At 55.2% G+C, this 25,764-nt stretch carries 28 protein-coding genes; 23 read left to right on the top strand and 5 right to left on the bottom strand.

Annotated elements, in window-relative coordinates:
- The first annotated feature begins 154 nt into the window (after positions 1-154).
- The 3 genes from MCM46_02535 (at position 155) to MCM46_02545 (ending at position 2,611) form a co-directional block, all read left to right on the top strand.
- The gene (locus tag MCM46_02535) at positions 155-385 is read left to right on the top strand and encodes a hypothetical protein (GenBank protein ID MCG3110679.1); all 231 of its coding nucleotides are present in this window, start codon (positions 155-157) and stop codon (positions 383-385) included.
- 564 nt (positions 386-949) lie between these two features.
- Complete coding sequence (locus MCM46_02540; protein ID MCG3110680.1) at positions 950-2,029, top strand: hypothetical protein; 1,080 nt, start codon at positions 950-952, stop codon at positions 2,027-2,029.
- 150 nt (positions 2,030-2,179) lie between these two features.
- Positions 2,180-2,611: a hypothetical protein gene (locus MCM46_02545; GenBank protein MCG3110681.1), complete on the top strand. Its 432-nt coding sequence runs from the start codon at positions 2,180-2,182 to the stop codon at positions 2,609-2,611.
- A gap of 54 nt (positions 2,612-2,665) precedes the next feature.
- On the opposite strand, the gene MCM46_02550 is transcribed toward MCM46_02545, so the two are convergent.
- A complete protein-coding gene (locus MCM46_02550; protein ID MCG3110682.1) occupies positions 2,666-3,613 on the bottom strand; it encodes an alpha/beta fold hydrolase in 948 nt (315 codons plus the stop codon).
- 825 nt (positions 3,614-4,438) lie between these two features.
- Between MCM46_02550 and tmk the strand changes: the two genes are divergently transcribed.
- The 7 genes from tmk to MCM46_02585 all read left to right on the top strand — a co-directional run bounded on the left by tmk (position 4,439) and on the right by MCM46_02585 (position 12,153).
- Positions 4,439-5,065, top strand: a complete 627-nt coding sequence (gene tmk / locus MCM46_02555) for a dTMP kinase (protein ID MCG3110683.1) — start codon at positions 4,439-4,441, stop codon at positions 5,063-5,065.
- On the top strand, positions 5,043-6,131 hold the full coding sequence (gene holB / locus MCM46_02560) for a DNA polymerase III subunit delta' (GenBank protein ID MCG3110684.1): 1,089 nt from the start codon (positions 5,043-5,045) through the stop codon (positions 6,129-6,131). Before tmk ends, holB begins: the two co-directional genes overlap by 23 nt.
- On the top strand, positions 6,128-8,104 hold the full coding sequence (gene metG / locus MCM46_02565) for a methionine--tRNA ligase (protein MCG3110685.1): 1,977 nt from the start codon (positions 6,128-6,130) through the stop codon (positions 8,102-8,104). Before holB ends, metG begins: the two co-directional genes overlap by 4 nt.
- Positions 8,105-8,299: 195 nt before the next feature.
- Complete coding sequence (locus MCM46_02570; GenBank protein ID MCG3110686.1) at positions 8,300-9,196, top strand: hypothetical protein; 897 nt, start codon at positions 8,300-8,302, stop codon at positions 9,194-9,196.
- 73 nt (positions 9,197-9,269) lie between these two features.
- Positions 9,270-10,031, top strand: a complete 762-nt coding sequence (locus tag MCM46_02575; GenBank protein MCG3110687.1) for a hypothetical protein — start codon at positions 9,270-9,272, stop codon at positions 10,029-10,031.
- Positions 10,032-10,304: 273 nt separating this feature from the next.
- Complete coding sequence (locus MCM46_02580; protein MCG3110688.1) at positions 10,305-11,702, top strand: S41 family peptidase; 1,398 nt, start codon at positions 10,305-10,307, stop codon at positions 11,700-11,702.
- 58 nt (positions 11,703-11,760) lie between these two features.
- Positions 11,761-12,153 carry a hypothetical protein gene (locus MCM46_02585; GenBank protein MCG3110689.1) on the top strand — a complete coding sequence of 131 codons (393 nt, stop codon included), beginning with the start codon at positions 11,761-11,763 and terminating at the stop codon, positions 12,151-12,153.
- A 222-nt stretch (positions 12,154-12,375) separates the two neighbouring features.
- Here the strand turns inward: MCM46_02585 and MCM46_02590 are convergent, their stop codons facing one another.
- The gene (locus MCM46_02590) at positions 12,376-12,519 is read right to left on the bottom strand and encodes a hypothetical protein (GenBank protein ID MCG3110690.1); all 144 of its coding nucleotides are present in this window, start codon (positions 12,517-12,519) and stop codon (positions 12,376-12,378) included.
- On the opposite strand from MCM46_02590, the gene MCM46_02595 reads away from it, so the two are divergent.
- The 9 genes from MCM46_02595 (at position 12,514) to MCM46_02635 (ending at position 18,253) form a co-directional block, all read left to right on the top strand.
- Positions 12,514-12,765, top strand: coding sequence for a DUF1801 domain-containing protein (locus MCM46_02595; GenBank protein MCG3110691.1), 252 nt, complete (start codon positions 12,514-12,516; stop codon positions 12,763-12,765). The genes MCM46_02590 and MCM46_02595 overlap by 6 nt on opposite strands.
- 17 nt (positions 12,766-12,782) lie before the next feature.
- The gene (locus tag MCM46_02600) at positions 12,783-13,583 is read left to right on the top strand and encodes a class I SAM-dependent methyltransferase (protein MCG3110692.1); all 801 of its coding nucleotides are present in this window, start codon (positions 12,783-12,785) and stop codon (positions 13,581-13,583) included.
- 17 nt (positions 13,584-13,600) lie between these two features.
- Positions 13,601-14,245: a dihydrofolate reductase family protein gene (locus MCM46_02605; GenBank protein ID MCG3110693.1), complete on the top strand. Its 645-nt coding sequence runs from the start codon at positions 13,601-13,603 to the stop codon at positions 14,243-14,245.
- Positions 14,246-14,410: 165 nt separating this feature from the next.
- Positions 14,411-14,968: a hypothetical protein gene (locus tag MCM46_02610; protein ID MCG3110694.1), complete on the top strand. Its 558-nt coding sequence runs from the start codon at positions 14,411-14,413 to the stop codon at positions 14,966-14,968.
- The gene (locus tag MCM46_02615; protein MCG3110695.1) at positions 14,965-15,666 is read left to right on the top strand and encodes a hypothetical protein; all 702 of its coding nucleotides are present in this window, start codon (positions 14,965-14,967) and stop codon (positions 15,664-15,666) included. The genes MCM46_02610 and MCM46_02615 overlap by 4 nt, the downstream gene beginning before the upstream one ends.
- Positions 15,667-15,755: 89 nt before the next feature.
- The gene (locus MCM46_02620; protein MCG3110696.1) at positions 15,756-16,145 is read left to right on the top strand and encodes a nuclear transport factor 2 family protein; all 390 of its coding nucleotides are present in this window, start codon (positions 15,756-15,758) and stop codon (positions 16,143-16,145) included.
- 189 nt (positions 16,146-16,334) lie between these two features.
- Positions 16,335-16,811 (top strand): AAC(3)-I family aminoglycoside N-acetyltransferase, encoded by a 477-nt coding sequence (locus tag MCM46_02625; GenBank protein ID MCG3110697.1) that lies wholly within the window; start codon positions 16,335-16,337, stop codon positions 16,809-16,811.
- Between the two features lie 77 nt (positions 16,812-16,888).
- Positions 16,889-17,635 carry a hypothetical protein gene (locus MCM46_02630; GenBank protein MCG3110698.1) on the top strand — a complete coding sequence of 249 codons (747 nt, stop codon included), beginning with the start codon at positions 16,889-16,891 and terminating at the stop codon, positions 17,633-17,635.
- Between the two features lie 105 nt (positions 17,636-17,740).
- Positions 17,741-18,253, top strand: coding sequence for a hypothetical protein (locus MCM46_02635; GenBank protein ID MCG3110699.1), 513 nt, complete (start codon positions 17,741-17,743; stop codon positions 18,251-18,253).
- 432 nt (positions 18,254-18,685) lie between these two features.
- Here the strand turns inward: MCM46_02635 and MCM46_02640 are convergent, their stop codons facing one another.
- Positions 18,686-20,353 carry a carboxypeptidase-like regulatory domain-containing protein gene (locus tag MCM46_02640; GenBank protein MCG3110700.1) on the bottom strand — a complete coding sequence of 556 codons (1,668 nt, stop codon included), beginning with the start codon at positions 20,351-20,353 and terminating at the stop codon, positions 18,686-18,688.
- A gap of 507 nt (positions 20,354-20,860) precedes the next feature.
- On the opposite strand from MCM46_02640, the gene MCM46_02645 reads away from it, so the two are divergent.
- The 4 genes from MCM46_02645 (at position 20,861) to MCM46_02660 (ending at position 23,539) form a co-directional block, all read left to right on the top strand.
- Positions 20,861-22,048: an exo-alpha-sialidase gene (locus MCM46_02645; protein ID MCG3110701.1), complete on the top strand. Its 1,188-nt coding sequence runs from the start codon at positions 20,861-20,863 to the stop codon at positions 22,046-22,048.
- The gene (locus tag MCM46_02650) at positions 22,045-22,341 is read left to right on the top strand and encodes a MoaD/ThiS family protein (protein ID MCG3110702.1); all 297 of its coding nucleotides are present in this window, start codon (positions 22,045-22,047) and stop codon (positions 22,339-22,341) included. The genes MCM46_02645 and MCM46_02650 overlap by 4 nt, the downstream gene beginning before the upstream one ends.
- Before the next feature lie 238 nt (positions 22,342-22,579).
- Positions 22,580-23,026, top strand: coding sequence for an SRPBCC family protein (locus MCM46_02655; GenBank protein MCG3110703.1), 447 nt, complete (start codon positions 22,580-22,582; stop codon positions 23,024-23,026).
- Between the two features lie 12 nt (positions 23,027-23,038).
- On the top strand, positions 23,039-23,539 hold the full coding sequence (locus MCM46_02660; GenBank protein MCG3110704.1) for a VOC family protein: 501 nt from the start codon (positions 23,039-23,041) through the stop codon (positions 23,537-23,539).
- Positions 23,540-23,785: 246 nt separating this feature from the next.
- Here MCM46_02660 and MCM46_02665 read toward each other — a convergent pair whose 3' ends face one another.
- Together MCM46_02665 and MCM46_02670 are read right to left on the bottom strand one after the other, a co-directional pair.
- Complete coding sequence (locus tag MCM46_02665; protein MCG3110705.1) at positions 23,786-25,060, bottom strand: NAD(P)/FAD-dependent oxidoreductase; 1,275 nt, start codon at positions 25,058-25,060, stop codon at positions 23,786-23,788.
- Positions 25,061-25,064: 4 nt separating this feature from the next.
- The gene (locus tag MCM46_02670; GenBank protein ID MCG3110706.1) at positions 25,065-25,580 is read right to left on the bottom strand and encodes a BON domain-containing protein; all 516 of its coding nucleotides are present in this window, start codon (positions 25,578-25,580) and stop codon (positions 25,065-25,067) included.
- Between the last annotated feature and the right edge of the window lie 184 nt (positions 25,581-25,764).

Here is a 25,764-nt window from a genome sequence, read left to right on the forward strand (position 1 = left end):
TTTTTCAAGTCAATCTAGAAAACACCCCGTATCCCTTAAAAATCAAATTTGATAGTGTAGCCCGGCATCGTGATCGGGCCGGATTTCTCTTTGTAAAAATTCGCCGACGACTCCGATGTGATTTACCCTCACCATTTAATGTAAGGAGGAGATTATGCTCCAATCGATTGGGTTTGGATGGGCCGTCCTGGCTGCTTTTCTTTTTACCAACTTGCTCTGGTGCTGGGACACGGCCATCACCCCTCCCCCTCGTACCATGAAGAGAAAACGGGTTCTAAAGCGGACAAAATCGAATTTGAAAAAAATACTAAAACATCCCGCTCTTCCCATCGTCCAGTTACAGCGCTCCAGAGAGCCGGTCGCTCCACAGGCCGCTCAACGGTAGCGCCCCCCCTTTCCTCCATCTGCTTGAAAAGGCACTCCCTTTAGTATCGATCTTCTGAAACGAGAAGATCGGTCTCTGAAATCGGCCTCCGCATGATGCCGGCGACCCTTTCCGGAAATCAAATGCAAGTTCACCGGCGCAACGCCGCGTCGGTGAACTTGCATGAATGCGCGCTCCGGAGAGCGTTGCTTCTCAATGATCAACGGCTTCCTCTCTTTCAGACCAATACGCATCGGAATCAGGCGGCCAGTGCCCAAAAATGTCACTCGCTGTGAAATCTCCTCCACAAGTTTAAACTTCTACGGTTGCCGACCTTCTCCCGACCGGCCGTCCGATTCTTGCCTTCCGATTGGAATTGTTGAAGAAAAACGGCGCATCCAACATCCCCCACTCTTGGCACTACTATTGCTTTAAGGTATCGACCTAGGTATCTCCGGCCGGGATGGCGTCAAGCACGCAAGCGGCTATCTACGGCCCCTTGAGCGGTATATTCCAGCTCAGGATAGGCTCCGGCTTTGAAAAGCGCGGACCTTCGATTCAATCCAAACTGAAATGGAGGAGAGAATGCGACCACCGAAATTCCTGTTACAGATGATTGTAGCGGCAATGCTCTTTGTTTCGTTTCCGAAGATGGGATGGTCCTTCGAAGTAAACGATCGGTTGCGGATCGACGCCTTCGGAACCCAAGGGTATCTCAGAACCAGCGAGAACGAATTTCTCGGCACCGATTCGAGGGGCACCTTCGATTTCGGCGCCTACAACCTCCTTTTCAAAGCAAGTCCGGCCGAACGTTTTCATGTCTGGCTGGAGTTGTTCTCCTCTTCCCAGCTGGACGACATGGTCATGCTGGAGTGGGCTTTCGGCGAATATATCTTCAACGATCAGGCCCATCTGAAGTTCGGGAAAATGCCGGCGCCGATCGGGATCTATAATGAGATGCGGGACGTCTACCCGATGCTCCCCCTCTCCCTTCTTCCCGCCTTTTACGCCGAGGCCACCGAGTTCAGCCCGGCGACGTTCAAAGGGGTCGGCCTGAACGGCCGAACCTCCGTGCTCGGAATGGAAATCGAATACGACCTCTTCGGGGGAACGAGCTACTTCAATCACTCGACAAACACCCGTCGGTACGAGTCTGTGACGGGCGCCCGTCTCTGGCTGAACTCACCGAACCGCGTCCTCCGTTTCGGGCAGAGCCTCTTTTCCGGCACCGAGATGCCCGACACCGGGGCGACCGCCGGACAGCGGATTCGGATGAGCACCTACATTCCGTCGATCGAATATTTCTCTCCCATCGGGCTGAACATACGCGGCGAGCTCGGCCTGCATTACCACCAGGGTGAGCTGAAGAACCCGAAAGACCCCCGACGGCTCGGCTACTATGTGGAAGCGACCTACATGATCGCAGATCGCCTGATGCCGGTGGTCCGTTATGATGTCTATTATCCCCGCCGGCGCGACGTGAACACCTCCGCCGATTATCAAAAGGATCTCACCGTCGGCTTCAACTACAATGTGACCCATTTTCTGGTTTGGAAGGCCGATGTCCACTTTATCAAAGGCACCGCCCTTCTCGCCGCGGCGGATAACCCCACCCCCGAAGAGGAATGGCGGCTTTACGCCACCAGCATCTCTTTCCTGTTCTAATCGTGGAAACGACGGCTCTACCTTTGACAGCCGAGCCTTTTTTAGATATGGTAGGGATGATTCCAGGGGTGTAAACCTGGAGAGCCGGTACGGGGGAGACCGCTGAGCGGATCTCCCCCGCCATCATAAGATCGAAGGGATTGTCTTTCGATGAAAATTGTTCTTCTGGCGCTGATCATGCACCTCTTGATGATCGGCGCCGCCTCGGCGCAAGAGACCGCTTCATTCAAGATCATTGTGAATCCTACCAACGGCATCTCTTCCCTGACGAAGGAGCAGATCTCGGATCTGTTCTTGAAAAAGATGACACAGTGGGAAAACGGACGGAAGGCCCTCCCGGTCGATCAGGTCACCTCCTCGCCGATCCGCGAAAAATTCTCCAAAGAGATCCATGATAAATCGGTGACGGCGATCAACAGTTACTGGCGCCAGAAAATCTTCTCCGGCCGCGATGTCCCTCCTCCGGAAAAATCATCCGACGCCGACGTGCTCGCCTACATCGCGGAAAACGCCGACGCCGTCGGTTATGTCTCGGCCAATGCCCCGATCGACAAAGTCAAAGTCCTGAAGATTGCGAAGTAAGCCCCCCTGTCCGGACAACCCCGAACGCTCCTCATACGCGATTGATCCCCGATGTTACGAGCGATCCCGCACCGCCGAGAGAAAAGCAAACGCACGCGCTTCAGACCAATAACGGACCTTCCAGGGCGAGGAACCTCCGACGAAACCGGTATGGCCGCCGGAGGATGGGAAATCGGCCGTGAGCCATTTCGACTGTTCGACGATTTTGAAGGGAAGGCACTCCCGCGGCAGGAAGGGATCGTTCTGGGCGTTGATGAGGAGGACCGGCCGGCGGATCGCATCGAGAAACTTTTTCGAGCTGGTGCTCGTCCAGTAATCGACGCCGTCCCGGAATCCGTGGACCGGCGCCGTCACCTGATTGTCGAACGCGGCGAAGGAGGCGATCCGCCGCACCTGTGCCGGATCGACCAGGCCGGGATATTGCCGTTCTTTGATCAACGCCTTCTCCTTGAGCGTTCTTAAGAAGACCTTCCCGTAAATCCGGCTGAATCCCCGATCGATATTCCGCGCCGCCTCGGCGAGGTCGAACGGCACCGAGATCGCCGCCGCTCCCCGGACCGGATCGGGGGCCTTCTCCCCCTGCTCGCCGAGCCATTTCAGAAGGACATTCCCCCCCAATGAAAACCCGATCAGGAAAAAGGGAGAGCCCGGAAAGCGTTCGATCAGCCGCCGGACGACCCAATCGATATCGGTCGTCTCCCCCGAATGGTAAAACCGCCGCTGCCTGTTGATCTCCCCGCTGCACGACCGGAAGTTGAGCGCCGCCCCCCGCCAGCCGAGCCGGTGCGCCTCCCGGAGCATGCCGAGAATATACTTCGCGCGGGAGGAACCTTCCAGCCCATGGAGGCACAAGACGGTCGGAACCGGCCCGACGCCCTCTTTCTCCGGATCGGAATCGAAGAAGTCGAGGTCGAGAAAGTCATCATCGGGGGTCTCCCACCGCTCCCGGCGGAGGGTGACGGTCGGAATCTCCCCATAGAGCCGCCGCCAGACGGTCTGCAAGTGCGGCCCCGGACACCACCAGGCTGGATGAAAGTCGTTCATTTGCATCACGATACTACTCAAGTGCTAAATTCGGAGTGTAAAGTTGAAAAGAAAATCGTTGGAATGGGGCTCTTCGCCCCAAGCCCCCACCGCGGGGGTTGCTTGCCCAACCGTTTATTTGATGTGGGGCCGGCGCTGGAAGAAGACGATGGGTTTTCGACCTTCACACCAGGTGCGCCATGCCCCACACCCTTCGGCTTCCTAAGGGCACCGGGGTTTCACCCCTGGACCCCCATACCGGTCAGAACTCGCACCACCACGGGAGGACACCGTGGATGGTGCTTCAGACAGCTGACCTTGTAGGGTAGGTGAGACGATTTGATTTATAGTGGGCCTCTGCGTCCTCGCTCCACCCATCCCCCAGTGGGTCCCTTGCGCTGCGGGCACAGTGGCCCACAGAACACAAAGCTGATTAAAACCAATAAAATAAAATAGCAAAGAGCCTGCGCGTCGTGGGCGTTCTGTGCCCCCCATTCTCCTGCGTTCTTCTGTCCAGACGTTTTATCGACCAAATCAGGTCACCATTGTTTGAAGCACAATCCACGGTGCTCTTCCGTGCGTTGTGCGAGTTGTGACCGTGGGGGGAGCAGGGGGGGCTTGCCCCTCCGCTGCCCGGGGAAGCCGGAGGGGCCGTGGCAATACGGCCCCACGGTGGGGCTTGGGGCAACGCCCCATTCCAATGCTCTTGATTCGGTCGGCAACTCCAAGTGAGACACGATGGCCGATCAAAACCTCGTTGCAATTTAAGGGTGCCTCCATTATGATGATTGTTTCGGAGGTTGTATGAAGGGGCATTTTATCACATTCGAAGGGGTCGAAGGGAGCGGGAAAACCACACAAATGGCGATCCTCGGCCACGCCCTCGAAACACGAGGATACCCCGTCGTTCGAACGCGCGAGCCGGGCGGCACCAAGATCGGCGATGCCATCCGCTCGCTCATTCTCGACTCTAAAAATCAGATGATGGACGCCAAAACGGAGTTCTTGCTCTACCTCGCCAGCCGCGCGCAGCATCTGAAAGAGGTGATCCTCCCCGCACTGGCGGAGGGGAAAATCGTTCTCTGCGACCGGTTCGCCGACGCCACCTATGCCTACCAGGGATACGGCCGGGGCCTTTCCAAGCGGGAGATCGAGCTGATCGGCCGCTTCGTCACGGGGGGGCTCTCCCCCGATCTGACCCTGCTGCTCGATATCGATGTCAAAAAAGGTCTCGCCCGATTGAAGGGACGAAAGGAAATCAACCGGCTCGACCAGGAAGCGCTTCAGTTTCATGAAGCGGTCCGAAAGGGCTATCTTAATCTGGCCAAAAAAAACTCGCGCCGCATCCGGGTGATCCGGACCGACGCCGGTGTCGAAGAGATCGCAAAAAAAATTAAGGAGGCGGTGGATGACTATTTCCGGGTCCCCTGACAAGCCCGCTTTTCAGGGTGGCTTTCGTGATATTATCGGGCACCCGCGGGCGCTCGATATTCTGCAATCAATGCTCCTCTCCGAGGAGATCCCCCATGCCCTCCTCTTTATGGGGGAGGCGGGGATCGGCAAACGCACCGTCGCCCTCACCTTCGCGCAGACGCTCCTCTGCCACGAGCGCCGGATGCCGGAGGGGGAATCGGAAGGGTGGATCGAGCCGTGCAATCGATGCCTCTCCTGCCAGAAATTCGCCGCGCAGAACCATCCCGATTTGACGATCATCGAACCGGAAGGAGCCTCGATTAAGATCGAGCAGGTCCGCACCCTGCAGGATAAAATCATTTACAAGCCGCTCGACGGGCCGAAGCGGATCGTGATCATCGACCCGGCCGACAAGATGAACGCCGCGGCGGCCAATGGCCTTTTGAAAACCTTGGAAGAGCCGCCGAGCCATGCCATCCTGATCTTGGTCACCTCAAAACCTTTTTCCCTTCCGGAGACGATCCTCTCCCGCTGCCAAAAAATTTCCTTCTATCCCCTCTCCCTCTCGCAGGTGGAGAGCCTTCTCACCGAGCGGAAAGGATGCTCGACGCAGGAAGCCCGGTTGATCGCTTCCCTCACCGGCGGCGATCTGGGGGAAGCGCTCTCGCTGGAGATCGAAGGGGCGCGGGAGCTCGAAGCGGCGCTCTACACCCTCGTCTCCGAGACGACCCTCAACGATTATGACGCGCTCTTCGATGCCGCCACCGCCCATTCCCGGGATGAAGAGATGATGGCCCAGTCTCTGCACTATCTCTCCGCCTGGTTCCGCGATGTCCTGGTGTTGCAATCGGTCCCCAATCCGGAAGTGCTCGATCCCTCCTGGCTCGTCTACAGCTGGCGGCATGAGGAGATCCGGCGATGGGCAACGCGGATGAATTCACACGAAGTCGGATCGTTCCTGGCCGACATTCAAGAGATTTACCAGGCACAGGTCCGCAACGTCAACCGCCAGCTCGCCCTCGAAACCCTCCTGATGCAATTAAGAGACAAAGTGCTGAGCCAAAAACAGAAGGCCTCCGGATGACCTCGAAAGAAAAGTTCTACCTGACCACTCCGATCTATTATGTGAACGATGAGCCGCACATCGGCCATGCCTACACCACGATCGCCGCCGACGTCCTCGCCCGCTACCACCGGCTGCTTCGGCGCGAGGTTTTCTTTCTCACCGGCACCGACGAGCATGGCCAAAAGGTGGCGCAGGCCGCGGCGAAGCGGAACGTCCCCCCGCAGCAGCATGCCGACGAGACGGTGGTTCGCTTTCAGGCGCTCTGGAAGAAGCTCGGCATCTCCAACGACGATTTCGTCCGGACGACACAGGAGCGGCACAAGCGGGTCGTTCAGACCGTTCTGAAAGAGCTGAAGGAGAAGGAAGAGCTCTACACCGACAGCTACGAAGGATGGTACTGTCTCCCCGACGAGCGGTTCTGGACCGAGAAAGATCTGGTCGACGGGAAGTGTCCCGACTGCGGCCGGCCGGTGGAGCATCTTTCGGAGCAGAACTACTTCTTCAAAATGAGCCAATACCAAGGCCGCCTTCAGCAATATATCCGTGACAACCCCACCTTCATTCAGCCGGAGAGCCGGCGGAACGAGGTCTTGGGATTTTTGGAGAAGCCGCTCGGCGATCTCTGCATCTCCCGTCCCAAGAGCCGCTTGCCGTGGGGGATCGAATTTCCGTTCGCTCCCGATTATGTGACCTATGTCTGGCTCGATGCGCTGGTCAACTACATCTCGATCCCCGGCTACGCCACCGATCCGGCCCGTTTTCAAAAATGGTGGCCGGCCGATCTTCATCTGGTCGGCAAAGATATTCTGACAACGCATGCCGTCTACTGGTCGACGATCCTGATGGCGCTCGGCCTCCCTCTTCCCAAAACGCTTTTTGCGCATGGCTGGTGGACACTCAATGGTCAGAAGATGTCGAAGAGCCTGGGGAATGTCGTCCATCCCGGCGAGGTGATCGACCGTTACGGCGTCGATCCCTTCCGCTATTTTCTTTTCCGGGAGGTCCCCTTCGGGCAGGACGGCGACTTCTCCGAAACGGCGCTGATCAACCGGATCAACAGCGATCTGGCGAACGACCTCGGCAATCTCCTCTCGCGGACATTGACGATGCTGGAGCGCTACACCGGCGGCCGCACCCCCCCCGCGCACGAGGGGAAGCAGCCGGAAGATCTCGATCTGCGGCGAAAGATGGAGGCGCTGCCGGCGCGGGTCGATGTCCTGCTCGGAAAGCTGGAATTTCAGAAAGTGTTGATCGAGATTTGGGATGCGGTCAATCAGGCGAACCGGTATATCGAGGGGGCGGCACCCTGGGTCCTGGCGAAAGATCCCGCGAAGGCGGAGCGGTTGCAGACGGTCCTCTATTACACGACCGAGGCGCTCCGGATCGTCACCCTCTTCGTCTCCCCGTTTATGCCGGCCACGGCGTTGGAGATGGCGCGGCAGATGGGACTCCCCTCTCTCTTCGAAGGGATCTCACTGAAGGAGGCGGCGCAATGGGGCCGGTTGCCCGCCGAGAGGCCGATCGCCAAGGGAAAGTCGCTCTTCCCACGCATCGAAAAAAAGACGGAGAAGACATTGGAAAAAGAACCGACCGCCGCTGCTCCCACCCCCACTGAAAAAGCCCCTGCCGAAAAAAAGAGCGCTCCAGCCGCCCCGGCCGGTTTTAAACCCGCCATTGCCTACGACGACTTCGCCAAGATCGATCTGCGTGTGGCGGTGATTCTCGCCGCCGAGAAGGTCCCCGGATCGAAGAAGCTCCTCAAGCTGCGCGTCACGCTCGGCTCGGAAGAGCGGCAGGTGGTCGCCGGCATCGGGACGAAGTATGCGCCGGAGGCGCTGATCGGAAAGCGGATCGTGCTGGTTGCGAATCTTCAGCCGGCGAAGATCATGGGGGTGGAGTCGCAGGGGATGCTTTTGGCGGCGGGGGCCGAAGAAGTTCTGGAACTTGCCACCTTTCTCGAAGAGATCCCGCCGGGGACTCGGATTAAGTAAGACATTCAGAGGTTCAGGACTATCTCTGTCCGCTTTCCGTTAGACCGTTTTCTAACATCCTAATCACGAAACATCATCTAATCCCACTCGAAAATAAGTCGTTGACATTAAGGGCAAACTATCTTATACAGGAAAGCCAGGCGCAAAGACGCCTTTTAGGACTCTACTACACCATTCGGTAGCATGATACACAACATGTTATTCTCTGATCTATTTAACGTTTTTTCGAGACGGCCAGCCACGCAACCTGCGAGGCCGAAGCCTCTTACGGAGTCGTTCCGTAATAGGATTTTTATGCGTTGCAGAGATCTCTTTGGCAACGGCCAAACTTTCTGGACCGAGATTCATTTAAAACTTGCTTACCTTCATGGTCGTCTGCGCTTATCAAACACGGATAGCCACTCTGAATTAGAGGATGTGCTTCAGTTTCTTGAAAATTGTGCTGACACTCATTTCCTGGATTTCCTGGAGTACATCTTCCGCACCCAAGCATATTTCCATGCCTCAAATCGTGCCAACCTAGTCGATGATATTAACGAGTTCTTTCGACAGGACGACTTACCGTACGCACTCACGGACTTCGTGTATACGAAAGGAATCGAAACCCAGTTCGGTCAAGAATACTCGACCATCACGTTAACAGGCTATCCGCAGGTGATCCGAAAGGACTCAGAGGTTCTAGATCGTGGTGCGATACAACCCACTCTTCAACTACTTCGTGAACCGGACTTCATGGCAGCAAACAAAGAGTTCTTAGAGGCTCTAGAGGATTTCCGCAAGGCCGACTACGGCGACTGTCTCACAAAATGCGGAAGTGCCTTCGAAAGCGTGCTCAAGGTTATATGTGCTCGTAAGAAGTGGCCGCATAACCCAACGGATACGGCATCGCCGCTCCTAAAAACAGTCATCAGTAAATCGGGGCTCGAGTCATTCTTCGAACAGCCTCTTATTCTAGTAGCTACGCTGCGAAACAAACTAAGCAAGTCTCACGGGGCGGGACAGGAGGCTCGCGATGTCACGGAAGCAAAGGCCGAGTACACCATTAACGCCACAGCCGCTGCGATTCTGCTATTAGTGAAGGAGGCTGGCTAAGCTATGGAACCACATCACTATAGTTCGAAGTTCCCTGTTTTTGTCAGATAATGCGAGCCAAGGTGAAATGCGTATGTGGCCACAATTAAAAACCGCAGTTTTTTTATATGATATAGCTAATATTGGTCTTATTATTAGTCTTGTAATCGGCGTTATTTCTACGGGTTTAGTAGTCTGGATGGGAAATGTAAAAGAAGAATATTTGGATCGTGAACTCGCGTATTCTCGTGAGAGAACTGCATCTCTCGAAAAACAAGCTGGCGAATCACAAACAGCTATAGAGCAAGCAAAGGCTGATGTAGCTAAAGCATATGCGCGAAGTGATGAAGCAAAGGCTGAATCTGCAAAATCTTTTGAGCGTGCTACTGAGGCGCAAAGGCACTTAGCAGAATCAAATGAACGAGCTGCACAAGCCGAACAAAAAGCAGCTGAAGCGAAGCTGGCATTGGAAAGATTTAAAGCACCTCGTGTTTTAAGCCAACAAGAACAGCAACTCATAGTTTCCATAGCAAGCAAATTTACTGGACAGGAATACACAGTAACGACATTCTGGGATATTAATGAAGCATTGGCCTTTAGTAACCAACTGCACAATACACTTCTGACAGCAGGCTGGAAGTTTATCCCACCTGGTGAAGGCGGCTCTTTTTTATTGGGTAGCATGATTGGTGTGCAAGTATGGATGCATCCTGACGCCGATCCCTCGGTTAAGGATGCCGTGAACGCACTTCTCTCGGTTCTATCAGAAATAGGGCAGCCTTCCATATTGAAGTTGGAAAATCCCAAAAACACTAAGAACAATAAAATACATTTAAATATTGGCACAAAATTCTGAAACGAAAAAATATTGCGATAGCAATTCTTTCTTCATCAGGATAGGGGCATCTCCTTCATCCTCGAAACCCGGAACCGAATTCCGGAATTCCGGGGACACCATACTTAATTCTTGACTCACCTTAAGGTAGAGGTATACCCTCCCGCTATGGCCAGACTAGCACGGGTGACCGCACCCGGTCTCCCCACCATATCACCCAACGCAGCAGCCGTCGAAAATAAACACTTTAAGAGTGAGGATGATCTAGCCACACGGCAAGATAGTGAGTCACAAATGCAATGCTCTCGGTTCATATGCGGATTTCTGCTCGTCACCCTCAGTCTGGCAACTGCCAACTGCTCGCGTGTCTCTTGGTATCGTGTACCGATTGATATGAGCCCATCTACAAGGCTGAGCCAGGCCGAAAGAAAGATTATCAGCGCAGAGGAATCCTCCGCGCTGCCAAAAACCTTTGTCCAAGTCCTGCGGCATATCGAGAAAGATCATATCGATGAGGTAGATCCCACGGCGCTCATGCATGGCACTATCCAGGGAATGCTGGACGTTGTGGCTTCCGATGGTGCCACCGTTTCCCCTCAGGTCATTGAGGCAATGCAATCCGTCACGACTGAGGACCCTATCAAATTACGCAGAGTTTTTCTGGAAGCCTTAACCCATGCTCAGAAAATAAACTCTCAGCCTCTCACGTACGGCGCCATCCATGGACTGCTAAAGGCAACAGACCCTGAAGGCTTCTTCATACCTCCCGACACATATAGGGCACTGACGGAAAAGACTCCTCTGCAGCAAGGCGGAACGGGAATTGAAATCTCTATCCGCGATAATAAGTTTACGATTACAACTCCCATAGACGGAGGACCAGCCTTTTATGCGGGCATTCAGTCTGGGGATCAACTTGTCAAAGTGGATGGGGAACCGACCAAAGGGATGACACTGTATAAGGTCATATCAAAGCTGCGAGGTCCTGAAGGCTCCCCTGTGACCCTGAGTATCCTCCGCCAAGGTTTTACGGACCTTATGGAGTTCACGCTGCTCAGGCAGATTGTCCGGTATCAAATCGTCCGATGGATAAAGCTGCAGGAAAATATTGGGTATATAAAACTTAGCAGATTTGATCAAACCACAGTGAAAGAGCTAGAAAGAGCTTTGAAAGACCTGGAAAAGCAATTCATCAAGGGCCTCATCTTGGATCTTCGCAATAATCCAGGGGGTCTTTTCGAACAGACCATCGCTGTTACCAGCGTATTTCTCGACGAGGGGCAGTTAATCACCTATACCGAGGCACGAATCCCAAATCAGAACATGAAATACTTTTCAAATGGGGTAGGCTTTCATGTGGGGTACCCTATGGCTGTGATCATAAACGCGGGCAGTGCGGCTGGCTCAGAAATTTTTGCTGGTGCCCTGCAGGACCTCCAACGGGCCCATATAATTGGGGTTCCCTCATACGGTAGAGGCACGATTCAGACGCAATTCCCACTCAGCGATGGCTCGGCCCTGCGCCTAACCACCGCTCGATTCTTTACCCCCAAGGGCCGTTCTATTCAGGACGTGGGCGTCACCCCCGACTTGGTTGTCCACTCGCCGACATCAGAACGCAGCTTTGGTGATCTTAGTACAGATATTCCGCTTCAGCGAGCAGTGGAAATTCTTACTGACCGTAAAGAATAATACAACGTAATTCTTTAATTCCGGGGACACCATACTTAACTCTTGAATCGTCCTAAGTATGCGAACACGTGTAAACAATACCGCGTACCGATCCGCCATCGGCGTTGCGCTCGCCGCAGCAGTCCTCCTCGTCTGGCTGAGTCTGGGCGTCGGCATCATCGGGGCGGACGGCGATCCCGCCAACCGGATGTATTTCGGGGTGCTCGCCGTCGGAATCATCGGTGCCGTTATCGCGCGCCTCCAACCCCAGGGGATGGCGCGCGCGTTGTTCGCGACGGCGCTCGCGCAGGGGTTGGTCGCCGCGATCGCGTTGATCGCAGGGTTGGGTCTGCCGTGGAGCCCGCCGGCGGAGATCATTCTGCTCAATGGGTTCTTCATCGCGTTGTTTGCCGGATCGGCCTGGCTGTTTCGGCGTGCCGCGCGCGGGCAACCCGAACGGGGTGGCGCCTAACAATTGAAGCTCCCCGCAGCAAGCTGCGGGGAATCTTCGACCCGAAGGGATAAAAAGGCTCTATTTGTATTCGCGCGTCTAACCTCTCAGCAAGCTGCGAGGAATGTGCCCACAGGAATGAAGTGCGAAGCGCCTCTGCTCACATCGTGAGTGAAAGCGAACCATGCGACGCGCGTGCGTGTTCATCAGTGAAAGATTGGGGAGGTCTGGGTCCTGTACGCCTTACTTCGATTTTCGGGAGCCGTCCAAAGAGATCCTGCGATCGACGCCTGGCTGGCCGAACAGCCCGCCGAGCTGGGCTTCATTGCCCGGACGTGGTTTTCGAAAATGCGCCAATGCGGCGCCGACGTTCGAGAGCTGATGCATGACGGGTATCCAACGGCGTGTGTAGAAGATGCGCCTTTTGGATACGTCGGTGTCTTCAGGGCGCACGTCAACATCGGCTTCTTCCACGGCGCATCTCTGCGGGACCCCGCCCGCCTGTTGGAGGGAACCGGAAAATACATGCGCCATGTAAAACTGAAACCGGGAATCCCCATCGACAGTGCGGCTTTGGAAGCCCTCGTTATCGCCGCGTACGCGGACATTAAAGAGCGGCTGAGGGGAGATTAGACCGGAACGGAGTTCCAATGAGCCAGACCGAGTATGTTTTTCAAAACACTTCATTTCAAGCCGAATTGAATCGTCTAAGATCGATCGAGGCGATCTTTGACCCCGCAACGCGCCGCCGACTCCTTTCCGCCGGCTTGAAAAGAGGAATGCACTGCCTGGAAGTCGGGGCCGGCGCCGGCTCGATCATGGCCTGGATCGCCTCCGAGGCCGGCCCCTCCGGCCAGGTGACAGCCGTCGATATCAACACGCGCTTCATCAGCAATCCACCGCCGAACGTACAGCTCTTATCCGGCGACATTCAGACGGTCCCTTTGAAGCCCGATTCATTCGATCTGATTCACGCCCGCTACGTTCTGGTCCATATCCCGGAATATCAAACCGTCCTGCAAATCCTCTGGAGATCGCTGAAGCCGGGGGGAAGCATCATCATCGAGGAGCCGGACTTTTCTTCCTTTCGGGCGATCGGAGGGAGCGACGCGGGAAAACGGGCCTTCAAAAACATCCACCAAGCCATCAACGAGATGTATTCTTCCAAAGGGATCGATCCCGCTTTGGGAATGAAGCTTCCGATCCTTTTTCAGGAGCTGGGAGCGAAGGACGTCGTGGTTGAGAACGACGCTCCGATTTCCCGAGGCGGATCGGAAATCGCCGAGATGATGAGGATGTCCTCGATCCCATTGAAGGAAAAATATATCGCCACGGGGAAAGCCGCCCCGGCCGATATCGACGACTATGAAGCCTTCACCGCCGACCCCGATTCATCGGCGATTTATTATGCGACCATTGGCGTCATCGGCCGGAAAGAGGGGATGGCTTAACGGCCAAGGAGTGAATCATGAGCAAACTGCGCGTGGAAAGTTTCTCCATCTCGATCGACGGCTTCGGGGCGGGGCCCAATCAGACCCTTGAGAATCCGCTGGGGGTCGGCGGAGAGGCGCTGCATGGATGGGTCTTACCAACGGCCACCTTTCAGAAGATGTTCGGAAATGAAGCCGGCACCACCGGAACGGACAATGACTTTGCGGCGCGCGGCTTCAAAAATATCGGTGCATGGATTCTCGGCCGAAACATGTTCAGCCCGGTGCGCGGACCCTGGCCGGATCAAGAATGGAAAGGATGGTGGGGAGAGAACCCGCCCTATCATGTGCCGGTGTTCGTTCTGACCCACCACCCCAGACCCTCCATTTCGATGGAAGGGGGCACCACCTTTCACTTCGTGACCGGCGGGATTCAGGCCGCATTGGCCGCCGCCAAGAAGGCGGCCAATGGCCTGGACGTTCGGGTCGGAGGGGGCGCTTCGACGATCCGGCAATATTTGAAGGAAAGATGGATCGACGAGATGCACATCGCCATCTCTCCCATCCTTCTCGGATCGGGTGAGCCGCTCTTTTCCGGATTGAACCTGGTGGAGCTGGGGTACCAATGCGTTGAACATGTCGCAACAGAGAACGCGACCCATGTTGTGCTCAAGAGAACATGAGCCCGACATATGAAAAAAGAGAGTCAGCAGATATAAAAGCGCCTGTACAAAACCTCCGCCTTTTTGTTGACTCGACCAACCCCGCCCTAGTATAATCCCCCACATATTTCTCCAACGCGGCCTTATCGTCCTAACGTCCATCCATCAAGCCGAAAAGGGTCTTCTGTGATCCATTCCGAAATCGGTGATCAAGCGTCCAACCCGGCGCGTTCCTATCAAAAAGGCCATCCGAAATGGCCTTGGGTCTTGATCATCGGCCTCTGTCCAATTCTCTTTCTGATCTCGTGCGCCCCGCCGGCCCGATATGTGATTATTCCTGATGACCTAAAAGATTTGGGCCTTGAAGCCAATCAGCGGTACGTTTGTCTGATGGAGGCCGATGCGCAAGCAAATACGGAGATCTTGCACCTTCGCACCATATCGGACGTTCGGAATTATGAACAGAGAAGAAAAGAGCGCCGGAACCCGGTCGAAGACGTTTTATACCACCTGATACGCGAAGATTACCAAAAGGCCGGGGAATTGTTAGTCGAGTACAGCGATCAAATTCCGGAATATCTACGGCTGGTTCTAAAAGCCGATCTCACGTCAGAAATTAAAAAGGAGAAGGTCGACACCAGCCAGTTGGTCAAACTGTACCAGGAAGCAACCGAAGTTAGGACCTGTTATATCAACCGAGAGATTATTAGCCTCCGAATCCGACAATTGAGGTATGGACGATGAAGAAACTATGGATACTGGTAGCGATTTTTTTCTTAACCGGTTGTGCTGGAGCCACCGGGCTTCAAAGAACCCTGGAAGTAAGCTCGGGGGAGTTGCTCTTTCTACATGACAGTGAAAAAGTACCCGATAAGCAAACTGAAACGGTGAAGATTGCATCTTTCGTTGTGGATGACATCCTGCAGCCGAACACGACGGTTGAGAAAAAATCAGGTTATATCGTTCCCCTCCTCTTTCTTAATTTCTGGAAATTTGAATATCAAAGTAGTCTCGGATATGCGCAGATTAAAAACGACTATAAAAAGTTTATCCAGGAAAGTTTTGTCCAAGAGTTAGAACGGAGCGGCAAATTTCGACAGATTGAGGACCAAGCCGATCTGGAGTTGGATATCGAAGTAAAAAATGTAACGATGTCCGCCCCCATTGTTAAAACGGGAAACTTTTTATTTGTGGTGGTCGCGTGGGGATTTGGCTATAACACATTGGCGGGACCGGTCGATGTGGTCACCACAGCAAATGTTGCCCTTAAAAAAGACGGGATAGAGTTATTCAGCAAAGAGTTCCATGGAAATTCTAGAACCAATATTCTAAGTGGAACGAATATTAAAATAGAAGATTATACCCTGGCCATGATCGAGGGACTCTCCTTGGCGATTAAAGACCTACATGAAAACATCGTCGAGGAAATAAACAAAACCTAAACGGGGTGCGACAGAGTCCATATGACTCATGTCGGTCCTGCATTTGCCGCAGATGCGTGCACGGCACAGATTCCATCAGAGAAACCGCGATGGCTAAACGGCAATCGGTCTCCGTCGCAACATTGAAGGCAATCACCGATGCGTTTAACGCCCACGATCTGGACGCCATCATGGCGTTCTTTGCCGATGATTGCTCGTTAGACCTCCCTCGGGGACCGGACCCCTGGGGGTGGCGCTTTACCGGTAAAGCGGCCGTGCGAGAGGGATTAGCGACACGGTTCAAGGGTCTCCCGGACGTCCACTACAGCGATGACCGGCATTGGGTCAGCGGCAATATGGGCGTGTCGGAGTGGCTACTCACCGGCACGACACCCGACGGAGTTCCAGTTCGAGTACGCGGATGCGACCACTGGGAGTTCCGGGACGGGAAGGTCATCAGGAAGGACTCGTACTGGAAGATCGTCGAGAAACCCTCATGAAGTAATATGGAGTCAACGGGCAATCAGATCATCGGCGACCAATACGGGAGGGACCGTGATCCATTCTCAAGAGCCCTCTAACAACGCGATGCAGCAGAGCCCCGGCCGGCGCCGTTGCGCTTGCGCCATGGCCGGGATCGTACCCGGTCTCCCCCCTTATCCCTTACATTCTTTTTGAAGAGTTCAATGATGAAAGGCCTTTATCAAACCGACTCTTTTTCCATACGCCGACTTGGCCCCAACGACATTCCAGTGATGGAACGGATGTTGACGATGTTCGGCAAGGCTTTCGGCGAGGTGGAAACCTATAACGGGTCTCGACCGAGCAGCGCCTATCTTCATCGCCTACTTGGCAGCGACACTTTCATCGCGCTCGCCGCCTTGAAGGACGACGAGGTGGTCGGGGCGCTTGCCGCTTATGAGCTGCGCAAGTTCGAGCAGGAACGGAGCGAGATCTACCTCTACGATCTGGCCGTCGCCGAGGCGCACCGGCGCCAGGGCATCGCAACGGCGCTGATCATGGAACTCAAAAAAACGGCGGCATTGCGCGGGGCCTACGTTATTTTCGTGCAGGCCGACCTGAGCGATGCGCCGGCGATCGCGCTCTATACGAAACTGGGTACGCGTGAAGACGTTCTGCACTTCGATATCAAAACCGCAGAGTAAGTGCACCCAAAGAGGACCGGTCGTGAGCCAGAACCATCCGGTGCTTTTGTGAATAGAGCATTCATCATGGGACTCTAATGCCGGCGGAACCCCGCGAACGCATTGCGCTATGGGAAGCGACCGCGTCGCTCCCCTCAGGCCTGGAAGAGCGGTTTAACGGTTACGGTGTAATGGGCCTCCCCTTCAGCTCAGGCCACATCTTAGCGATGCGGCGATTCCCCGCCTCATCGGTGGGGTCCGGCTACACCTCCGTGTGGCATCGAACGCCGGAGGGCGATTGGCGGTTTTATGCCGATGTCTCCCCGAGACAGGCATGCACCCGGTTCTTCGGCGCGCTCGCGTCGGATGCCATCGAAACAGAAATCAGACTGACGTGGTCGTCGCCCTTCCGCCTGCATATTGCGATGCCCGCCCTCTCATTCGAGTGGGAAATCACCGCAGGGACCACAGCGGCCACCCGGCTCATGAACGCCGTGGGACGGCTGCTTCCGGATGTGGCGTGGCATCGCCCGGCCGTGCTGGCAATGATGGGCAAGCTGGCGGGGCCCCTGCTCGGCGTGGGACGTGTTGGCCTGCACGGAAAGGTCCCCAACGGGCAGCAGTTCATCGCAAACCCGCGCATCTTGTGGGCCATCGTCGAGAGCCATGCGCGGTGGGCGGGAGAAGATTTCGGGTCCCCCGGTCCGGTGCAGCCCCAAGCGCGCCTGGGAGATTTCTGGATTCCGCAGCGCGGAATACTGGCGATCGGCCAAGCGTATTTCGATCCATTTGATCCGGCACGTCATTCGTCCAAGACATCTCGTTCGCCAATGGAAGCCGAATGAGTAAACCCGAAAGGGCTCCGGTCTGCTCCCGACGCCTGTTTCCGATGCACATCGATAAACTGTCGGAGCTTTTTAACAGCGACCTCAAAAAGGAGGGCTATGCCCATGTCTCTGCGTCGTCAAGTCCCAGCGCCATTCTGGTTCTTTCTTCTGTTCTTCACGCTTGCCGCCTTTGGTTGTTCAGGGGCGAGTTATATCAAGGCAAGCGTCCCCGACAACCCCCTTCAGAGAGTTGCACAACAGGCCGAGCCGGAGTGGTCCGTTGAGCGGGTGGACGAGAACACGTTGCACCTTCGCGATTCCTGGCCCATCCACAGTATTTTTGCTCTCGGTTACAGTGCCTCGTATGCCCATTTGTTCTACGATCCATCCGTTTCGGAACTCAACATTCAGTATTATTTCAAATCCTATCAACCCGTCACGTTATGGGTTGTTCCCTTCTCCCTCGACGCCGAGCCCGGCTTCGCAGGTGGCGCCCTCAAGCCAACCATGAATCAGCAGATCGACGATATCCTGAGGTGGAGCGGCGCGACCGTCACATCGCGGCGCGGCGGTTCAACGTCGGAGCCGTTCCCCCCGAGGAAGGAAGACAGACTTGCCCCCCCTCTTGCTCCATAGATGGATTAAAAAAATAGGGATGGACACTTTTTGCGAAATACAAGATAATTGATCTGTTTCGGCGTAAACGAACAAAGGCGAATTGAGTCTGCCACGCCGATTTCCCCTAAACGCGAAAGGCGCGACGCTCCGAAGCTTCGTTCCTTTCCCTCAACAAAAAGGACAACCATTTGGCAAAACCGAATTATCAACATGAAAAGCGTCAGCGAGATATCGCGAAGAAAAAGAAACAGGAAGAAAAAAGACAGAACAAGCTGAAGAAAAAAGAAATCGCCTCCAACGCGAACCCGAATCCATCTCCAAAAAATTGAATACGCGCGCGCGTCGCATGGTTCGCTTCGCTCACGATGTGAGCAGAAGCGCTTCGCGCTTGATGGATATCGGCATATTCCCCTTGGAACGCGGGTGAGACGCGCGAATGGGCTGCTGAGCTTACTGGACAGTGAGCTCTATCTCTTTGAAAAAATGATTTCCTTCGATATCGGTCACATCGATTCCAATCTTGATCCGATCTCCGTCGGCAAGAGATAAGTTGCTGGAAAAAGGACCGGACAGCACACGAACCCGGTGTACGATACCTGAGCCATTTCCGCAGAAGCTGCAAAGCGGAGCGATCGTTCCATCGGTGTAGATCGTCTCGCCGTCAACCCCGCTGAAAAAAGACTCCGGATTGATTCTGACCACGTCATTTGGACCTTGCGTCGCACCCGAGGCGGCTGCGATGGAAATCGCCTGGTAGGTTCCTGTCACATATTCAGGAAATTCCAAATAGACCTGAGAAGGCGAACTACTGGCTGAAGAACCGTTGTAATTATCCGCAGTGATACTGCTTGAAGCATTCAGGCCGGTACCGGTATCATCCGAAATATAGACATCCTGTGTAAAAGAAGAGGATAGCCCCGCTACCGTCGCGGTGATCGACCTGATTCGAATCGTCTCGTTTTTGGGGAAACCACCTGAAGGAGGGGTGATCGTTAAGATGGTCCCTGTGGAATCGAGCGCAGCCTGAGCCGCCAGAGATTTTATTTCTGGAAAATCCGGATCGATGACATCATTTCCATCCGCATCCGGATTAACAAGATCGTCAATATAGCTGACCGCGATCGGACCGTCCGTGGAAACAGGATAGTTAAAAACCAATTTGATCGGGCTGGTTGTGTTTGAAGAAGAAACAGTAGAGGCCGGGGAACAGTTATTGGGTACACACCCGGCCCCGATCACAGGAAGATTGCTCCCCGGATCAGGTCCCGTATCGGAAAGATTCTGGGCATTAAACGCGACCTCTTTATTTCGGTCCATGCTCGTTGCAACAACGGAGATCGAATCATCCCGCTGGGCTTGTACTAAAGCCAGGGAAATCGTCTTTTCGCTGTTGATTGCTTCGATCGTGGCCGTCGCTGTAACATAATCGTAGATTCCATCATCATTGATGTCATGCGGAGGAGCCGCGATCAGATACTCTCCACATTGATTCAGACCCGCTAAGGTGGCGATGCCGTTTTCATCCGTCGTAGAACGAATTTCATTGCTGATATCTGAAACAGTAAAAAACGGGCTTGAAGAAAAGAAGAAGGGATTACACTCCGACGGAAAACCATTGGGCAGCGCAAAAACCGAAACACCGGGGACGATATTTCCTCTGTCTGTCGTGACCACTTTTAAATCGAACGCTTTTCCTAAAAAAATGGCGCCAAGGTTTGCGGTGACCGGCGTGTTATCACTGGATTGAAGGACGCCGACCAATAATTGAACCGTCGAAAAACCGGGGGCGACGATCTTCAGCGGATGAGGTCCCGCAGGCACCGCCGAAAAGACGAACGTTCCTTTAAGATCAGAATCAGAAGAACTGCTGCTTTGGGTGGTTCTCTTTTCTCCATTCACAATCAGCGACAGATCGACCCCCTCAAGAGGTAACCGGCTGTTCCCATCAATCACTTTCCCCGTGATGACGCCGGTGGGGCTCGCCTCTTTTACAATCGTCGGCTCAAAATTGGTATCATCACATCCTGCCACAAAGAAGCTCATCCCCAGAAACAGAATGGCAACCCTCAGAAAACGGTTGGACAACCGCTTTCCATTGATCATGATCGGTGCGTTCATTAAGAGACCTCTCCTTGATGATATATTTCCAAATTGAAAAATCATTCCGGATCGCCCCCTGCCGGCTGGGACGCCTTATTTAGGGATAAGACCCTTGGAAATACCAGAACGGACTAGGGGAAGTCAAGTGGAAAAAGAGAGGTTCTACTTTATCTAAACAGGAAAACAGGAACACCCTACATCATTCTTGACTCTCCCCTAGGGAGGAGTGTACCCTCCCGCTATGGCGAGACGAACCCGGGTGATCCCATCCCCACCCGCCTTACTCCTCATTTACAAGGAAAACATCGGCAGGAAAACATTTTCTTTTCGAGGAATTGGGCCGTCTCCTTCATTTTGAATCCCGGTACTGAAACAATTAATTAAAATTTGCCATGCCCGATGTCGATTTCAGGGTTCCCTGACGACTACTCAATGCAGGAAGGTGATTGTCAAAAAAAAGATGATGAATTAGACTGATCCGGATTAAAACAGGCTTCATCTGAACAAAAATAAGGAGAATCCAGTATGAGCGGCGTACGCGTTTTGGTCGGCACACGGAAAGGGGCATTTATCCTCACCTCGGATGGGAAGCGCGCGAAATGGGAGGTCAGCGGACCGCACTTTGCGGGGTGGGAGATCTATCACATGAAAGGCTCTCCCGCCGATCCGAATCGCCTCTATGTCTCCCAGAGCAGCAGCTGGTTCGGACAGATCATTCAGCGATCGGACGACGGGGGCAAAACATGGCATCAGCCCGGCTTGAAACCGGGCGAGCCGACCACGACCCCCGATGGGATGCCGATGGCCGAAAGCAACAAGTTCGTTTACGACACCTCCCCGGAAACGGGCAAGCCGCTCACGACCCACCAGTGGTACGACGGCACGCAGCATCCGTGGGAGTTCAAGCGGGTCTGGCACCTTGAACCATCTTTGAATGATCCAAACACGGTCTACGCCGGCGTCGAAGACGCGGCGCTCTTCCGCACCACCGACGGCGGACAAAGCTGGCACGAGCTCGCGGGATTGCGGGGCCACGGCACAGGGCCCCAATGGATGCCCGGCGCGGGAGGGATGGGATTGCATACGATCCTGCTCGATCAAAAAAATCCGAATCGAATGTATATCGCGATCTCCGCCGCGGGGGTCTTCCGAACCGACGATGCCGGCAAAACGTGGAAGCCGACCAATCAGGGACTGGTCTCTCAATACATTCCCGATCCCAAGGCCGAAATCGGTCATTGCGTTCACCGGATCGCCATGCACCCGTCGCGCCCGGAGGTGCTCTTCATGCAGAAACATTGGGATGTCATGCGCAGCGACAATGCCGGCGAGTCGTGGCACGAGATCAGCGGCAACCTCCCGACCGACTTCGGGTTTGCAATCGACGTTCATGCGCACGAGCCGAATACCGTGTATGTCGTCCCGATCAAAAGCGATTCGGAGCATTTTCCCCCCGAGGGAAAGCTGCGGGTGTATCGCAGCCGCGCCGGCGGGAATGAATGGGAACCTCTGACGAAAGGGCTCCCCCAACGCGACTGCTACGTCGACATCTTGCGGGATGCGATGGCGGTCGACGCGCTCGACGACTGCGGGATTTATTTCGGCACCACCGGCGGACAGGTCTACGCGTCGCCTGACGGCGGGGAGAACTGGAAGGCCATCGTGCATGATCTTCCGGCCGTGTACTCGGTCGAAGTGCAGACGCTCAGATGATCCGCGTCGGGCTCCCCTACCATCTGCGAAACCTGGCGAAGACCGACGCGGAGGTCCAGCTCCAGATCGACGGCCCGGTGACGCAGCGGGCCGTGCTGGATGCCCTCGAAGCGCGCTACCCGATGCTGGCGGGGACCATTCGCGACCATATGACGCAGAAGCGCCGGCCGTTTCTTAGGTTCTTCGCCTGCGGAGAAGATCTATCCCTCGACTCTCCCGACGCCCCGCTCCACGAGAAGGTGGCGGCCGGAGAAGAACCGTTTCTCATCATCGGCGCCATCGCGGGAGGATAAGGAGACACCAAGTAGTAGGCCAATTTAAATTTTGTCATGCCTGCGGAAGCGGGCATCCAGAGGTTTTAGGGCACTGGATTGCTGTCGCGAAGCGATCGGAGGCGCTGTGCGCATCAAGTCGGTTCCAGGCGCTTTCCCGCTTTCGCGGGAATGACGACCAAAAAGCGACCGCTCAGATCCAGCCACTTAATGGACTGAGCAACTCAACACACACCCCATTTTGAGAGGAGATAAAATCATGTCTAAAAACACGGTCCGGCTTCACCGGGTCCTCCGTGCGACGCCTGAAAGAATCTATCGGGCGTTCCTCGATCCCGACGCCATGGTCAAATGGCTTCCGCCGAACGGCTTCACCGGCAAGGTCCATCATCTGGAGGCCAAAGTGGGCGGCACTTACAGGATGTCGTTCACGAACTTCACCAATGGTCACAGCCACTCTTTCGGCGGGGCGTATCTTGAGCTCGTGCCGAACGAACGGATCCGCCACACGGACAAATTCGATGACCCGAATCTGCCCGGAGAGATGCAGGTGACGATCTCTTTGAAGAAGGTTTCCTGCGGGACGGAGCTGAACATCGTCCAAGAAGGAATCCCCGACGTCATTCCATTGGAATCCTGCTATCTCGGCTGGCAAGAATCGCTTACACTCCTCGCAAAACTGGTCGAGGCCGAGATTCAAGAGTAAGGAGGGTGCAAAATGTCTATTCCGAAAATAACCCCCTGTTTGTGGTTCGATAACGAGGCCGAAGCGGCGGCGAGGTTTTATACCTCCGTCTTCAAAAAGGGCAAGATCGGAAAAATCACCCGCTTCGGAAAAGAGGGCTTTGAGATTCATGGGAGACCGGAAGGATCGGTCATGACGGTGGAGTTTGAGATCAACGGCCAGCCGTTCACCGCGCTCAACGGCGGTCCGGTGTTTCAATTCAACGAGGCGATTTCGCTTCAAGTGCCGTGCGAGACGCAGGAAGAGATCGACTATTACTGGAACGAACTTTCCAAAGGGGGAGAAAAGTCACAGTGCGGCTGGCTCAAAGACAAATATGGCCTCTCCTGGCAGGTCTTTCCGAAGGGGATCGACGAATGGGTCGGCGATCCCAACTCCGAAAAATCGCAACGGGCGATGAAAGCGATGCTCCGAATGAAAAAGATCGACCTCGCGAAGCTGAAGCAGGCCTACGAGGGAAAGCGCACGGCATGACACAAAGAGGTCAAATCTTCTCTGGCTCAGCTCACTAAAAGAGCGTCACGCCGATGAAGGCGAGATTAGCACTGCTCGGCGTGGAGATGGTCCCGGCCCTTTACAATGTCGTTTTCGAATACTGAATCAGATTTACCAGCGCCCAATAAGAGAATCGTTCTATTTATGCACACATCGCCGGACGGTTTTGCGGCGGGACCCTCGCTTCCAAAACAAACTCCACGAACCGCATTAACACTCAATCCTTCACGCCCGCCGGTGGGCCCGCCGATCCGGATGAGCATAGTGGTCGCCACGATCGCGGTGGAAGAGAAGCTCGCTCCCTTTTCTCCAGAAAGCGCCGAGCGTCGTCTGCCGGAGGGGTTGGGTCTGAGACCTTCTCGGCGTCAGCCAGTATTTCCAGGCAAACCGCAGCCACTCCCTTCGGACCACCGGCCAGATGTGAGCGTACCGCTCCCGCCCCCGCAAGACCTCGAAGTAAAGCTCGGCAATCCACTTGTGGCTCTGAAGGAATCGGTAGCTCGTCTCCGGCCATTTGTGGAAGAGGCGCGCAAACCGGCGGGCGGCCTTGAACTCTTCCGCCGTCTCGGCCCGGACCCGCGCGGTATAAGCCGACAAGCCCTCTCCGGTCCCCTTCAGGTTATTCGAGATCACCTCCGCCGCAATCAGTCCAGTCAGAAGGGCATAATAAAGTCCGTCCCCGGAAAGGGGATCGATCAGGCCGGCGGCGTCGCCGACCCAGAGGACACCCCCCTCATGAAGCGGCGTCCTCTCGCTGATGGAGGCCCGCTGGAAAACACTCACCGGTTGTCCCGACGCCTCCTTGAGGATCCCCTGATTTTCGATGAACTGGCCGTAGAGCTCTCCGGCGCTTTTGACCTTTCGGTCCGCGCCGGAAACGCCCGTTGCGTGATGATCCCGCTTCGGAAGGCGCCAGCCGAAGCCGTGCGGGGCCGATCCGAGATCGATCTGAATGAGGCTGTGATCCTCATGCTCTTCTCCCTGATAAGGGATCTCGCTCTCCACGCCGACCGCCCCTTCGCCCGGCAGCCCCCCGCCGCGCCGGATCAGGCCGTTGAGGCCGTCCGCCCCGATTAGGTAACTGCAACGCCATCCGTCGTGTTGGGTCCGGACCGCAATCTCCCCGTTCTCCTCCGCCCACTCGACCACTTCGGTCCCGTCACAGAGCACCGCCCCCGCCGTTTCCGCCTTCGAGGCCAAAAGATAGTCGAAGCGGTCGCGCGACACCGTCGAGGCGACCGGCTCGGGCGTTTCGATCATGAAAGGATCCTTCCCGCAAAAATCAAAACGGACCCCCTGGATCGTCTGCTCGATCTGATCGCTGATATCGAAAGGGATCAACGCGGCGGCCCGAACCGTCAGGGCCCCGCCGCAGATCTTCCCCCGGGGGAGAGAAGATCGCTCCAGCGCCAGAACCCGGTGTCCCCGCCGGCTCAGCTCATACGCGGCGATCGCCCCGGCCGGACCGAGGCCGACCACAATAACATCATAATCGGTCATGGGATCACCCCTGCACCTTCAGATTATTCTCAACCTGTTTGACGCCGGCGATCTCCTTCGCCAGCGCTTCGGCTTGACGCCGCTGGTCCTTTGTTTGAACCTCCCCCTCCAGGACAACGACCCCTCTGCGGCTTTGCACATCGATGTTGGCCTGGCGCGTGGCAGGATCGGTCACCAGCTCGGTTTTCAACGCCGCCACGATTGAATTGTCCAGAATGACCTCCTGCGTCAGCATCAGTTGATTATCCACCCGTCGAAGCTCGCCGACGACTGACTTCGTCAACTCCTCCGCCCGCTGACGCTCTTCCTCACGATCGACCAGACCGGTCAGGGTCACGGTATCCCCCTCCAGCTTCGGACGGATCTGCCAGGCCGCCGTGAGGGGATCCCCTTTTAGTTTGCTCTGAATCTTCGATTCGATCGCCTCGTTCTTCGGAGGAACCTCCGCACGGCGATTTTTCGCGCCACAGCCATTCAAAAAAAGCGACACGATCAAGACAACCCACACCGTTCTCTTCATTAGACAGTCTCCTCTTATCGCCTACATTTTATTTCTTATGTCTTGAACAAGGGTCTTCTGGGGATGGAACTAAAATGTAATAAAGCAAAAACCAGGCCCGCTAAAAAGGGTGGTCCCCTTGCTATACGTAAGCCAGGTTCCAATAGACTGATCCAATTAGGATCAATTTCAATTCAGGATGATC

The sequence above is a fragment of the Candidatus Manganitrophus morganii genome, assembly GCA_021651055.1.
Lineage (GTDB): Bacteria > Nitrospirota > Nitrospiria > SBBL01 > Manganitrophaceae > Manganitrophus > Manganitrophus morganii.